Annotated in this window: 11 protein-coding genes and 1 riboswitch; of the genes, 9 read left to right on the forward strand and 2 right to left on the reverse strand. The window is 44.8% G+C overall.

What is annotated here, in order from left to right:
* The first annotated feature begins 101 nt into the window (after positions 1–101).
* Both metG and DW251_RS05175 read left to right on the forward strand, forming a co-directional pair.
* Positions 102–2,081: a methionine--tRNA ligase gene (gene metG, locus DW251_RS05170; protein WP_021871245.1), complete on the forward strand. Its 1,980-nt coding sequence runs from the start codon at positions 102–104 to the stop codon at positions 2,079–2,081.
* Positions 2,082–2,575: 494 nt separating this feature from the next.
* Positions 2,576–3,283, forward strand: coding sequence for a hypothetical protein (locus DW251_RS05175; RefSeq protein WP_182433582.1), 708 nt, complete (start codon positions 2,576–2,578; stop codon positions 3,281–3,283).
* Positions 3,284–3,372: 89 nt separating this feature from the next.
* On the opposite strand, the gene DW251_RS05180 is transcribed toward DW251_RS05175, so the two are convergent.
* Both DW251_RS05180 and DW251_RS05185 read right to left on the reverse strand, forming a co-directional pair.
* A complete protein-coding gene (locus tag DW251_RS05180; RefSeq protein ID WP_118300421.1) occupies positions 3,373–4,011 on the reverse strand; it encodes a DUF6198 family protein in 639 nt (212 codons plus the stop codon).
* A gap of 133 nt (positions 4,012–4,144) precedes the next feature.
* On the reverse strand, positions 4,145–5,830 hold the full coding sequence (locus DW251_RS05185) for a 2-hydroxycarboxylate transporter family protein (RefSeq protein ID WP_118300422.1): 1,686 nt from the start codon (positions 5,828–5,830) through the stop codon (positions 4,145–4,147).
* A gap of 356 nt (positions 5,831–6,186) precedes the next feature.
* Here DW251_RS05185 and glp point away from each other — a divergent pair, with 356 nt between their 5' ends.
* The 7 genes from glp to DW251_RS05220 all read left to right on the forward strand — a co-directional run bounded on the left by glp (position 6,187) and on the right by DW251_RS05220 (position 14,207).
* Positions 6,187–7,383: a gephyrin-like molybdotransferase Glp gene (gene glp / locus DW251_RS05190; RefSeq protein WP_118300423.1), complete on the forward strand. Its 1,197-nt coding sequence runs from the start codon at positions 6,187–6,189 to the stop codon at positions 7,381–7,383.
* 108 nt (positions 7,384–7,491) lie between these two features.
* Positions 7,492–7,588, forward strand: a riboswitch (purine riboswitch).
* A gap of 201 nt (positions 7,589–7,789) precedes the next feature.
* Positions 7,790–9,070, forward strand: a complete 1,281-nt coding sequence (locus tag DW251_RS05195; RefSeq protein WP_118300424.1) for an amidohydrolase family protein — start codon at positions 7,790–7,792, stop codon at positions 9,068–9,070.
* A 400-nt stretch (positions 9,071–9,470) separates the two neighbouring features.
* Entirely contained in the window at positions 9,471–10,691 is a 1,221-nt protein-coding gene (locus DW251_RS05200; RefSeq protein ID WP_118300515.1) for an aminotransferase class I/II-fold pyridoxal phosphate-dependent enzyme, read from the forward strand.
* 5 nt (positions 10,692–10,696) lie between these two features.
* Entirely contained in the window at positions 10,697–11,470 is a 774-nt protein-coding gene (locus DW251_RS05205; RefSeq protein WP_118300425.1) for a TatD family hydrolase, read from the forward strand.
* Between the two features lie 89 nt (positions 11,471–11,559).
* Positions 11,560–12,423, forward strand: coding sequence for a 16S rRNA (adenine(1518)-N(6)/adenine(1519)-N(6))-dimethyltransferase RsmA (gene rsmA / locus DW251_RS05210; RefSeq protein WP_021871237.1), 864 nt, complete (start codon positions 11,560–11,562; stop codon positions 12,421–12,423).
* A gap of 33 nt (positions 12,424–12,456) precedes the next feature.
* Positions 12,457–13,695 (forward strand): oleate hydratase, encoded by a 1,239-nt coding sequence (locus tag DW251_RS05215; RefSeq protein WP_182433583.1) that lies wholly within the window; start codon positions 12,457–12,459, stop codon positions 13,693–13,695.
* Positions 13,696–13,808: 113 nt separating this feature from the next.
* Entirely contained in the window at positions 13,809–14,207 is a 399-nt protein-coding gene (locus DW251_RS05220; RefSeq protein ID WP_021871235.1) for a zinc ribbon domain-containing protein, read from the forward strand.
* Positions 14,208–14,268 lie beyond the last annotated feature (61 nt).

Raw genomic sequence — 14,268 nt, forward strand, 5'->3', positions numbered from 1 at the left:
CAACGTATGTGGCATAGGGCGTCTTGACGAAAGCCCTGTAAACGCTTATACTTACATCATTAGAATGCCCCAAAAGGGGGCTGGAAAGAGGGATTTAAAATATGTGTCAGGATTGTAAGAAAAAACCGTATTATATTACAACTGCCATCGCATATGCTTCCGGTAAGCCGCATATCGGCAACACCTATGAGATCGTGCTGGCAGACAGTATTGCAAGATATAAGAGAGCTCAGGGATACGATGTGTTCTTCCAGACCGGTACCGATGAGCACGGACAGAAGATCGAGGAGAAGGCAGAGGCTGCAGGCATCACTCCAAAGGAGTTTGTAGATAAGGCTGCAGGCGAGATCAAGCGTATCTGGGATCTGATGAATACTTCTTATGATAAATTTATCCGTACCACAGATGCTGACCACGAAGCACAGGTACAGAAGATCTTTAAAAAACTCTATGACCAGGGAGATATCTACAAAGGTGCTTATGAGGGACTTTACTGTACTCCATGTGAGTCTTTCTGGACTCCATCCCAGTTAGTAGACGGCAAGTGCCCTGACTGCGGCAGAGAGGTTAAGCCGGCAAAGGAAGAGGCATATTTCTTCCGTATGAGCAAATATGCACCGCAGCTGATCGAGTACATTAATTCTCATCCAGAGTTTATCCAGCCTGTTTCCAGAAAGAATGAGATGATGAACAACTTCCTTCTTCCAGGACTTCAGGATCTGTGTGTATCCAGAACTACCTTTGACTGGGGTATTCCGGTAACCTTTGATCCAAAGCATGTTACCTATGTATGGCTGGATGCGCTGACCAACTATATTACCGGTGTCGGCTATGACTGTGATGGAAACAGCACTGACCAGTTTAAGAAATACTGGCCTGCAGACCTGCACCTGATCGGTAAGGACATTATCCGTTTCCATACTATTTACTGGCCGATCTTCCTGATGGCTTTAGGCGTACCGCTTCCAAAGCAGGTATTTGGTCATCCATGGCTGCTTCAGGGCGATGGCAAGATGAGCAAGTCCAAGGGAAATGTTCTCTATGCAGATACTCTGGTAGATTTCTTTGGCGTAGATGCAGTACGTTACTTCGTGCTTCATGAAATGCCATTTGAAAATGACGGCGTTATCTCCTGGGAGCTGATGGTAGAGCGTATGAACTCTGACCTGGCAAATATCCTTGGAAACCTTGTAAACCGTACCATTTCCATGAGCAACAAGTACTTTGGCGGCGTTGTAGAAAACAAGGGCGTTGCAGAAGCTGTTGACGAAGACTTAAAGGCTGTTGTATTAGAGGAAGTAAAGAAGGTAGACGCAAAGATGGCCCAGCTGCGTGTAGCAGATGCCATTACAGAGATCTTCGGTATCTTCAGAAGATGCAACAAGTACATTGATGAGACAACTCCATGGACTCTTGCAAAGGACGAGGCTAAGAAAGACCGCCTTGCAACGGTTCTTTACAACCTGACAGAGGCGATCACCATCGGCGCTTCCCTGTTAGAGTCATTTATGCCTGAGACTTCTGAGAAGATCCTGGCTCAGTTAAATACAAAGAAGAGAGAGCTGGATGAAATGGATACCTTCGGTCTGTATCTTTCAGGAAATAAGGTAACAGACAAGCCTGAGATCCTCTTTGCACGTATGGATATCAAGGAAGTTATGGCAAAAGTAGAGGAAATGCGCGCAGCTGCAGCAGAAGCTGCAAAACCTGCAGAAGAGGCAGCTGAGGATGATGGCATTGACTTAGAGCCAAAGGCAGAGATCACCTACGATGATTTTGCAAAACTGCAGTTCCAGATCGGTGAGATCGTTAAGTGCGAAGCAGTACCGAAGTCCAAAAAGCTTCTCTGCTCCCAGGTAAAGATCGGAACCAAGACCCGCCAGATCGTAAGCGGTATCAAGGCTCATTACTCACCAGAGGAAATGGTAGGAAAGAAAGTTATGGTAGTAACCAACTTAAAGCCTGCTAAATTAGCCGGAGTCGTATCCGAAGGCATGATCCTGTGTGCAGAAGACGCAGAGGGAAATCTGTCCTTAATGGTACCGGAAAAGAAGATGCCAGCCGGAGCTGAGATCTGCTAATGATCAGTAAATAAATGTATTTCATGTTTGTAATAGTAGAAATTTGGGCGCATATAATTGAAATATAAAGAGATAAAGGGAGAGGAAAAATATTCCCCTCCCTTTTTCGCGCATATACTGGACATTTTAAGAGAAAACTGCTATTCTGAATATAAGCAGGATTTCAAATATATTCTAAATATTCTATATTTCTAAGCTGTATCCAAAACAGCATCTTATCTGAAACTCTTTGCTTAAATCACAAACCAATGAAACAGGCAGAGAGTACAGAGAAAACTTTCTGCCGACTAACAGAAAGGACGATGCCTATGTCAAACAGTGTATGGGAACCGGAAATAACCGATCATGAGATGTAGCTGGAAAATAGGGAGTTTAATCTCTGTGATTTTGCCTTATTTTTATCTGTTATGAAAAACAAAACAGCACACAGAAATGTTTTAAGTATTATAACAGGGGAAAAAAATTTAAAACTGAAGGAAGTATATGTAGAAGAGGTGATCCTGAATAAGAGCGGGCAGCGGGCAATCCGTTTAGACGCAAGGGCAACAGACATTTCAGGACGCAATTTTGCAACGGAAATGCAAAATGATACAGAGCAGGATGATATGCGGCGCAGGGCGAGATTTTATCAGGGACTGATCGATACGCCTTTATTAAAATCGGGAAGAAAGACCCGGTATAAACATCTGCCACCTACGATCATTACATTTATCACCCAGAAGGATATATTTGGAAAAGGGCTGGCAAAATATACTTTTACAGAGCAGTGCGAAGAAATAAGGGACTTGCATCTGGAAGATGGAACTAAAAAGATATTTTTAAATATGACCAGCAAAAAGGGAGAGCCTGTATTAGTAAGCCTGCTGCAGTATATGAAACATACGACTTTGGAAAATTCTGAAATTTTAGTAAAAGATGAGCGCATAGCGCAATTAGATGAGATTGTGACAGAGATAAAGCAATCAGAAGAATGGGAGGCTGTAAGGATGAGCATTTTATCTATCGGTTTGGAACGTGGAATGAAGAAAGGAGTGGCTTGGGGAATAGCGAAAAGTATTTTGGATATACTTGAAGAAACTGGTCCCGTATCGGAGAAAACCCGTGAAATGATCTTGACTGAAACAGATGCAGAGCGTCTAAGCGCATGGGTTAAAAAGGCAGCCAGATCGAATTCGGAAGAGGATTTTTTAAGTAAGATTTGATGTGCCTAAAAGAAAAATAAGTGACATAGATTTACGCAAAACAGCCCCACGAAAGGGGCTGTTAAGTTTGAAGTATGTGTTGAAAGTTATCAACAAAATCTCTTTACAGTCGGAACCAGCACTTTCTGCATAGGTTTCATCACTTTTCCAACTAACAGGGCGCACAGTACAGTTCCTTCCCGTATTCCCTGAAGTTCTCCAAGGAAAACAAAACACAGGACAATACCTACAACAACTACCGTACAATCCAGGATCACTTTTACTTCATGAAAGGCTTTTTTAGGAAAAACAGTTTTATTCATGGCTGCGGTAAGGCCTTCCATAGGCATGACGATCAGGTCGGTGTCCAGATATAGGCAGATGCCAAAAGCAACGAGGAAAATACTGATGGCAAGCATTACAAGCCTTCCGGGATAGCCGGGAAGGCAGAAGCTTCCAAGAAGGGTTTCTGTCAGGTCAACGAAATATCCAAAGGCAAAGGAGCAGAGGATCTGGGCAAGATCCAGAGGGCGGAAAGCCTTTCTTAAAAGCAGGATCTGGATCAGGATATAGCCGATAAAGATAACGGTCACACAGGTTCCAAGGTCTTTTCCAAGGATCCGGCTTACCACATAGGGCAGTGAATTGACCGGAGATACGCCCAGATTGGAATTGACGGAAAATGCAACTCCCAGGGCAACGAAAAACAATCCGGCCAGATAGATCACAATACGTTTTACAAATTTCATATACAAACCACCTTATAAAATACAGGGCCCCAAACTGTACCCGGACTGGCACAGATGGGTCCCTGTTTGTCAGTTACTATGTAATATTTCAGGAGAGAATTATCAGCAATAAGTTTTAATGGTTTCCAGCAGGCTATTTCATTAACAGTGGATACAAAAATCCCAGCCATACGACCATCAAAGCACCGCCAATTCGTGTAGAGATAGAGGCAAATGCCAGAAGGTTCATACGGTCAGCAGCTGTTAAAACAGCCAGATCCCCGCTTCCACCGATGTTACAGCAGCAAAGACCTGCAGTTACACCTGCTTCGTAAGGGAACAGCCCCGCCAGTTTGGCAAATATCATGGCACCGATAAAAGCACCCAGGACGCCAAAGAAGATAACGGCAAAGACACCAGGGCTGAAAAACTTGGTCAGGTCGGTGATCTTTAAGGAATTGATGCCAATTCCTGCAACCAGCATAGGCAGGAGGGCTTTTAAGGCAAAATTCATGGAGTAAACACAATTATCAGCTATATCATCAGAAAGAATACCCGTACATTTAATTACAATCGCGATAATAATGGACCATGCCAGGCCGGCGATCACGCTGGTTCCCGGAAGTTTGCCTAAGATATCACCTAAGAGGTAGATCACCAGTGACATAAAAATGCCACTTCCCAGTTTTTTGTAGTCGGCACTGGTGCCGGCCCGTTTTTCTTCTTTTAATTCTTCTGCGCTCTGGCTTACCAGTATCCTTCCGCCACCGTTCCAGCCGCTCATTTTAGCAGTTACAGCGCCGCCTACAGCTGCCATGAGCACTGCAAGGATATTGGCGATAGAAGCGTAGCAGAGGAATTGTCCTGCCATACCGGTCATGTCCTGTCCGGATAAGGCGCTGTACAGAGAAGGAAGGGTAGTAATAGCACCTGCGGAACCGCCGGACATACAGGGAGCGCCGATATAGAAAAGACCTTCTTTTGCTCCAAAACCAGTAATGGCACCGCCGATCATACAGAAACCAAGAGCAAAGACCTGGCTTCCGATGATGGTTGGCAGATAGCGGGCGGTTGCGCTTAAGATCAGTTTCCGGTCCATTACAAGAACAGATCCGATAAGGAGCATGGCAACGTACATATCCTGGAAACCGCCCTTCATGACCATGCGGACACCATTTGCTAAAGGTTCAGGTACCAGTCCCAGATAATTCATCAAAGAGGCACCAAGGAGTGGCAGAAGACAGGCTCCGCCTAAATAGTTATTTAAAATAGGAATGGTATTTCCAAGCCAGAAAAAGACACCGCCTACTGCCATAAGAAAGGCTACAGACCCGACAAATGTAGTTGCAGTAAAGGCACCTGCCGAATTGGAATAAATGGTCACAGTAGGCATAAATCCCAGATAGGCACTGACAAAAACAACGGCGAAAAACAGTACAAAATGCTTGAATGAAAGTCCGCATACATCAAAATTGATCTTTTTACGGTTGGAATTGCGTTTATTATGTTCTTCGCTGACGGAAATACCGAAACCAACATAGTCTACACCGGCAGCTACCGCATCATCTACACCACGCTTATTTAAAGAAAGACCGATGGTTTGACATCCCTTTTCTTTTGCATAAGGCTGTACCAGGGCAACCAGGTCCTTGGCATTTGCCATCTGTGGAACGGCTTTTGGATTGACGAAAGAAGTAACTTCGATCTTATCAGCGCCGGCATCGATCATTTTTTTCACATATTTTGCTTTTACCTCTGTTGGGATGATCATAGCTTTATGGTTCTGCCAGCCGTCTCTTGGGCCTACTTCTGTAATTTCAATTCTTTTTGGTAATGACATATGCGTTCTCCTCTCTGTATTGGATATACGATCCAGTTCCTGTTATCATTAAAAGCAAAAATGATGCCAAATTGAGAAAAATAAGAGAAAACGTGATTGTTCCAGTTTATGTGGGCGTAAGATGAATGGGAAAAATGGTAGAAATGCAAACTTTTATTTACATCAGTTTACATTTGCCGGCGAGCTGCAGATAGATATGACGTATTTTCTGCCATCCAGAAGAAATGTTAAATTGACAGGGGTTTTATTTCAGGTATAATATTTTGTGAAACGATATACAAAGATGGAAATGTCGAAGAAATTTGGCAGGATACAAAGAAATTTTAGCAGCATAAGCAAACACAGGAGGAACGATCATGCGCATCAGTTTGGAACAGGCATTGGATATCCTTATGGATCATGTAACACAGGGAAGAACAGAAAGAAAACCTTTGGAACAATGTCTGGGGCTGGTACTTTCGCAGGATGTATTTGCGTTACTTGATATGCCTCCTTTCAGTCGGTCTGCGCAGGATGGATATGCTTTATGTTCTAAGGACAGCGTGGGGGTAGATGCAGAGAACCCGGTTAAGTTAAAAGTTACAGGAAAGATCTATGCAGGAGATTATCTGGATATACAGGTCAGATCAGGAGAGGCGGTCCGCATTATGACCGGCGCTATGATACCTGCCGGTGCTGACTGTGTCCTTCGCCAGGAAGATACAGATGAAGGGGAAAATGTAGTACAGATCTATAAAGAAGTAGAGCCGGGAGGCAGCATTTGTTTTAAAGGAGAAGAGTACAAAAAAGGTCATATTCTGCTCCATGCAGGTACTAAGATCGATGCGGCTGCTCTGGCAGTTGCCAGTGGGAATGGTATTATGGAGCTGCCTGTGTATGAACGGGTGAGAGCGGCAGTTGTTTCTTCCGGCAGTGAAGTAGTAGAGCCGGGAACACCTTTGACGCCTGGAAAAATATATAATACGAATACTGTATACATGAAGGCACGTTTACATCAGTTGGGCGCTCAGGTGATGATGAGTCAGACTGTGGGAGATGATCTGGAGGTTATGACTGGGGCTTTAAAAGAAGCAGCCAACCAGGCAGAACTGGTGATCACTACCGGTGGTGTTTCCGTGGGACAGAAAGATCTGACAGAAGAGGCATTGCTTTCCATAGGAGCAAAGATCCTCTTTCATGGTATTGCCATGAAACCGGGAATGCCTACGCTTGCAGCTGAAAAAGATGGTGTTTTGTTTATAGGGCTTTCTGGCAATCCATTTTCTGCAGCAATTCCATTTGAAATGTTTGTACGTGAGATCTTGTCATTAAAAATGGGTGATCCAGAGCTGAAGCTGCGTCGGGAAACTCTTACTGCTGTAACCGGTTTCTCAAAGAACAGCAGGAGACGTCGTTTTTTAAGAGGAAAAGCGGTCGGAAAAGAGGTCTGGCTTCCAGACCAGCAGGCAAATGGGCAGATGCGCAGCATGGTAGGTTGTAACTGCCTGATCGAGATACCGGCAGGCAGTGGGCCGGTACAGGCTGGGGATAAGGTAGAAGTGCTGTGGCTGTAAAGAATGCGGACATTTTAAATGTAGGGGCATTTTTTGCTGTGATGAATACTTGAAAGAATAGGGGACGCTACTAGACATATCCACTTTCTTTGGCTATAATAAAGGTAACTTCATAAAGCAGATTTCATATGTATATCCCGGAGATAGGTCCGGAGTTTCTACCAACTGCCGTAAAGAGTTGACTACATAGTGCATGTAGCTGTGAGTACCTGGCTATGTGTTGCTGTGTGCGGGTTTGGTGACAGATGAAAGTGAATTTTAAAGGAGTCCCGCGCAGGCGGGGCTCTTTTTTCATTGCCATGCATCTGGAAAGGAGGGCAAATACGCACACCAAACGCAGACGGGCTGTTTTGTGGGTTTATGATCTGATGTTTACAAATCCTGATTGAGATCAAGGAGGAAACATATGGAAAATAAAACATTTGCTTTAAAGGGAAATATTGTATACACAAAAGATAAAAATGAATTATGCATCAATGAGCAGAGTTATCTTGTCTGTGAAAATGGAAAGGTCCGGGGGATTTATAAAGAGCTTCCGGACGAGTTGAAAAATGTCCCTGTAGAAGATATGGGAGATCAACTGATCCTTCCGGGACTTACAGATCTTCATATTCATGCCCCGCAGTATTCCTTCCGGGGTCTGGGAATGGATATGGAGCTTCTTGACTGGCTGGAGACCAATACGTTTCCAGAGGAAGCGAAATACAAAGATCTGGAATATGCGAAAAAAGCATACGGCATCTTTGCAGAGCAGATGAGAAAAAGCGCCGCTACAAGGGCATGTATCTTTGCAACAATCCATAAAGAATCGACAATTTTGCTTATGGATCTGATGGAAGAAAGCGGTCTTTCCACTATGATCGGAAAGGTAAATATGGACCGCAACAGCCCGGATTATCTGCGGGAGCCGTCAGCGAAAGACTCAGAAGAAGCGACCAGAGAGTGGCTTAAAATGGTGGCTGACAAAAATTACGACCATACAAGACCGATCCTTACGCCACGGTTTACACCAAGCTGTACCGATGAACTGATGGAGCGGTTAAAAGGAATTCAGAAGGATTTTGACCTGCCGATGCAGTCCCACCTGTCTGAAAATCCGGGAGAGATCGCCTGGGTGAAGGAATTATGCCCCTGGTCTGAATTTTACGGGGATGCTTATGACCATTTTGGACTGTTTGGAGGAGAGTGTCCTACGATCATGGCCCACTGCGTTTATTCCGGTGAGGAAGAGATTGCCCGCATGAAAGAAAGAGGTGTATTTATCGCCCACTGTCCTGACTCCAATACCAATCTTTCTTCCGGTGTAGCACCGGTGCGCCGGTATCTGGAAGAGGGAATGAACATAGGACTGGGAAGTGATGTGGCAGGCGGAACAAGTGAGAACCTGTTTGCAGCTATGGCACAGTCCATCCAGGCATCCAAGCTTCGCTGGAGATTGTTAGATGCTTCCTTAAAGCCACTGACCATTGAAGAAGCATTTTATATGGCAACCAAGGGCGGCGGAGCTTTCTTTGGAAAGGTGGGAAGCTTTGAGCCTGGCTATGAATTTGATGCAGTGGTCTGCGATGACAGCCGTCTGGAACATCCCCAGCCGCTTACTGTAAAGCAGAGGCTGGAGCGTATCATTTATCTGGGGGATGAGAGAGAAGTTGCCGGAAAATATGTAGAAGGCAGAAAGCTGTTTTAATCATGCGAAAGTAAGTTGGGTTCAGCTATTTGCATCGTATAAAAAGCAGTCGGATACAGGAAAATACAGCCTGTTCCGGCTGCTTTTCTTGTAAACCACCCGGCTTCATGTTATTATGTATACAACGATCTGTTGCAGAGCAACATGATCCTGTATCCGTGTAACAGGCTTGCAGATATAAAAGGAGTAGATCGATGATGTATTGATGTATTTGATCCATTTGGGATATCTTGGATATGATCAGGATGCGCAGACAGCATTTATCCCAAATGAAGAAATACGCCAGGAGCTGACAGCAGCAACAAGGCGCAATCCCAAGAACATCAGTGTATCATTGAGAAATTATAATAAAAATATTGCAGATAAAACTGTTCTGAGCAGCAGAAAGGACGAAAATACAATGAAATACGATTTCACAACAATTTTAGACCGAAAGGGAAAAGACTCGATTGCAGTGGAACCTTTTGAGGCTGACTGGATCAAATGGCCGGGGAAGACGAAGGAAGGTTTTGATATTATCCCAATGTGGGTGGCAGATATGAACTTTCCGGCTGTACATACGATCCCGGAAGCGATTATTGAGAGAACAAAACATACTACCTATGGTTACTTTTCTCCAAGAGAAGAATATTTTGACGCTATCATCAAGTGGCATAAGACCAGAAATGGCATAGAGGGACTGGAACCAAAGCACATTGGATATGAAAATGGTGTTTTAGGCGGTGTGGTCAGTGCATTAAATGTACTTTGCTCGAAAGGTGACAGTGTACTGCTTCATTCTCCCACTTATATCGGTTTTACAAAGAGCCTGACCAACAACGGTTATCACATTGTCCACAGCCCGTTAGTGAAGGATGAGAATAATGTATATCGCATGGATTTTGAGGATATGGAAAAGAAAATCGTGGAGAACCATATCCATGCAGCTATTTTCTGCAGCCCGCACAACCCAACCGGCCGTGTATGGGAGCGCTGGGAGATCGAGAAGGCCATGGAGATCTACAAGAAACATGATGTATATGTAGTTTCTGATGAGATCTGGTCTGACCTTCTCTTAAATGGACATAAACACATTACAACCCAGTCTGTATCGGAAGATGCAAAGCAGAGGACCGTAGCACTTTATGCTCCGTCTAAAACCTTTAACCTGGCTGGTCTGATTGGCAGTTATCATATTATCTACAATGACTGGTTAAGGGACCGCATTTTAAAAGAGTCCTCTTTAAGCCATTATAACAGCATGAACCTGTTATCTATGTATGCATTAATTGGTGCCTATAAGCTGGAAGGTTATGAATGGGTGGATGAATTAAAAGAGGTCTTAAGTGGAAATGTAAACTATGCCTGCGATTACATTGAAAAGCATTTTGAAGGAGTCAATGTTTCCAAGCCGGAAGGCACCTACATGCTTTTCCTGGACTGCACAGAATGGTGCAAAAAACATGGAAAGACTATTACAGAGCTTCAGGCAGCAGGCATTGAAGTAGGCGTGATCTGGCAGGACGGAGTAGCTTTCCACGGCCCATGTCATATCCGTATGAACCTGGCTCTGCCGCTGTCCAGGGTAAAAGAGGCCTTTGACCGCCTGGACAAATATGTATTTAATCTGCAGGAGGCATAAGCAACATGATATTTGATACACATGCCCATTATGACGATGAAGCCTTTGACGAGGACAGGGAGCAGCTTTTAGCCAGTTTTAAAGAAAATGGCATTGACGCTGTTACAAATGTAGCTGCCAGTCTTTCCAGCTGCAAGACTACACTGGAGCTTGCCAGAAACCATGATTTCATGTATGCTGCATTAGGTGTACATCCAAGTGAAAGCGCAGAACTGTCTGATGAAGGCTTAAAAGATATTGAGACCTGGTGCACAGAAAGACAGGACGGAAAAGTCCGGGCTATTGGCGAGATCGGCCTTGATTATTACTGGGAAGAGCCGGATAAAGAGATCCAGAAAAAATGGTTTGTGGCCCAGTTAGATCTGGCCCGCAGGTTAAAGCTTCCGGTGATCATCCACAGCCGTGATGCTGCAAAAGATACCCTGGATATTATGAAGGCAGAACACGGATCGGACATCGGTGGTGTGATCCATTGCTTTTCTTATACAAAGGAAATGGCAAGGGAGTACCTGGATATGGGATTTTTCCTTGGCATTGGCGGCGTACTTACTTTTAAAAATGCCAGAAAACTGGTAGAAACCGTAGAATATGCCCCCTTAGACCGCCTGGTACTGGAAACCGACTGCCCATATCTGGCACCGGTTCCCAATCGTGGAAAGAGAAATTCTTCCCTGAACCTGACCTATGTGGCAGACCAGCTGGCAGCCATCAAAGGTGTGGACCGGGAAACCGTGGAGAAAATGACCTGGGATAATGCCAGAAGGCTTTACCGTTTATAGATGCAGATCCGCCCGTCACTGGCGGGTGGAAGCGAAATGATATAAAAATAATAGAAACAGAAAGAAGACAAAAGCAGGTAAAATCGTAAATGAATGAGAAATTATCAGATCCGAAAAAAACAATTGAAGTCATCCAGAAATATCAGTTTGCGTTCCAGAAGCGCTTCGGCCAGAATTTCCTGATCGATGCTCATGTTCTGGAAAAAATTGTAAGCGCAGCAGGCATTACAAAGGATGACTGCGTTCTGGAAATCGGTCCGGGAATTGGTACCATGACCCAGTATCTGGCAGAAAGTGCCGGACAGGTGATCGCAGTGGAGATCGACACTAATCTGCTGCCTATCCTTGCAGATACATTAAAAGACTATTCCAATGTAAAAGTTATCAACCAGGATATCCTGAAAGTGGATATCAATGAACTGGTAAAGGAATACAACAACGGCAGACCGATTAAAGTAGTTGCCAATCTGCCATATTACATTACTACCCCTATTATCATGGGACTGTTTGAAAGCAATGTGCCAATCGACAATATCACGGTTATGGTCCAGAAAGAAGTGGCAGACCGTATGCAGGTGGGACCGGGATCTAAGGATTACGGCGCCCTGTCTCTGGCAGTGCAGTACTACGCAAGCCCATATATTGTGGCAAATGTGCCGCCAAACTGCTTTATCCCAAGACCAAATGTAGGTTCCGCGGTAATCCGTCTGACCCGCTATCAGGAGCCGCCGGTACAGGTAAAAGATCCGAAGCTGATGTTCAAGCTGATCCGCGCATCCTTTAACCAGAGAAGAAAAACACTGCAGAATGGTTTAAATAACTCTCCGGAGATCTCATTCTCCAAAGAAGAGATCACAAAGGCCATTGAGAGCCTGGGCGTATCACCTTCTGTCCGTGGAGAAGCTTTAAGCCTGGAGCAGTTTGCCCAGTTAGCTAATTACTTCGTGCAGTAAGTGGGCTGTTTATAAAAAGAAAGGCAAATGCCTATGTCAGATAAAAAAAGATGGATCCGGCTGGCTGTGGCTGCAGGTTTAGGCGCGGCAGCCGGTGCATGGACTTATCAGATACAAAAAGATAAAAAAGCGAAAAATGATGCCAGACTGGCGGTTGTGGAAGCAGCTGTAGTGCGCAGCCGAGATTATGGAAAGCAGAAGGCTTATATTATAGGAAATAGTTTAAGCTCTCTGGCGGCAGCAGTCTGGCTTATAAAAGACTGCCATTTTCCTGGAAGCAGTATTATGGTGTATGGGGAAAATGAGGAGGCATGTGGAAATGCAGGTCTTCTTGTAGTAAGCCGGGAAAACTGCGAAGATTTTCTGGAACTGTGTGGAAAACTGCCAGGTTCCGGGGAAAAAGTGTTTACGTTTCCAAAAACAGAAGGTGGAGAACGTCTGGGATGTGCAGACCTTCCGGCACTCTGGCGGCTGTTATGTACAGAAGAGGAAAGACTGGATGTTTTAAGTGTTGAAGACTGGTTCAGTGGGACACCTCATATATTTGAGACAGATCTGTGGCAGCTGTGCCAGTGTGTGTTTGGCCTGAAAAAAGACAGCAATCTGGCGGAATTTCGCAGAAGTTTATGGGAATTAAAAGGACCGTTTCTGTTTCTTTCACCGGAAGAAAGACAGGAGCTGATCCGTTTGCTGAAACAGTATCTGCGCCGCAAAGGCGTATTGTTGCTGGAAAACACTCAGGTAACGGATCTGGAGCTTGAAAATGGAAATGACAACGGAAGCGGAACCGGTCTGGCAGTGAAAAAACTGTATGTAAAACGCAGACTGCAGGAAGAAGAGACTGACCGGGAAGCTTTTGTATTTGAAAAGATAGATCTGAGATCCGGGGATGTCTGCATTATGGATAATGGCAGCGGTTCTGGAAAATTATGGAAAAAGGCAGCTGACCTGCATATTGCTCTGGGAGAACCGGAAGCCTTTGTGGGCGAAGAAGATAAACTTCAGCCCCTTCGGCCTCATCATTTTACAGACCGGCCTAAAACAGTTCCAACTGGAAGCAGAAATCTTGGCTTTGTGGGAGCATTTTCACGGCTGGAAGAAGGCTGCTGCCTTACAGGAAACTATGCTGTGGCAAGTGCCAGAAGTGCAGTGGATGAGCTGATGCATGCAGGAAGACGGGCAGCAGGAACAGAAGAAAAGAGGCAGTCCCGGATCAGAAAATGGATCACAGTTTACAAGGTGGTTTGTTCATTGTACCGTGCTGACTTATAATTTTTGTGTATGGTCATGCCGCCATCAGGCGGTCTGTTAGTTTCCATGCGTTTGAAAGAAACTGCCAGTGACAGTTTCTATAAAGTATTTGTTTTTAAAAGGAGGACAGCAATATGCTGTTTATCGGAGGTATCAGTCAGGGCCGGAAGCTGCTTAACTACGCAAGAAGCATTCTTTGCGGAAGCTGTGGCAGCACCAGCCAGTGTCAGGTCTTTATGACCTATATGTATTTCAGTTTTTTCTTTATCCCGCTGTTTAAGTGGAATAAGCGCTTTTATGTGCAGATGTCCTGTTGCAGCGCCATTTACGAGCTGGAGCCGGAGATCGGAAAAGCCATATTAAGAGGCGAAGAACCGGCGATCACATCCGCCGACCTTCACCTGGTCCAGGAAGGAAAATACACCCGCACCTGGCAGGAAGGTTCCGGAAATCCCCACAAGAAGTGTATGCGCTGCGGATTTGAGACAGACGAAGATTATAACTACTGTCCGAAGTGTGGGGGACGGATATAAGGAACGCTTAAGGAAAACAAGCGCCGCTTTAAGCGGCATTTGTTTTCCTTGCGTCCTTAAC

Source organism: Clostridium sp. AM22-11AC (genome assembly GCF_003473545.1).
Classification (GTDB): Bacteria; Bacillota; Clostridia; order Lachnospirales; family Lachnospiraceae; genus Enterocloster.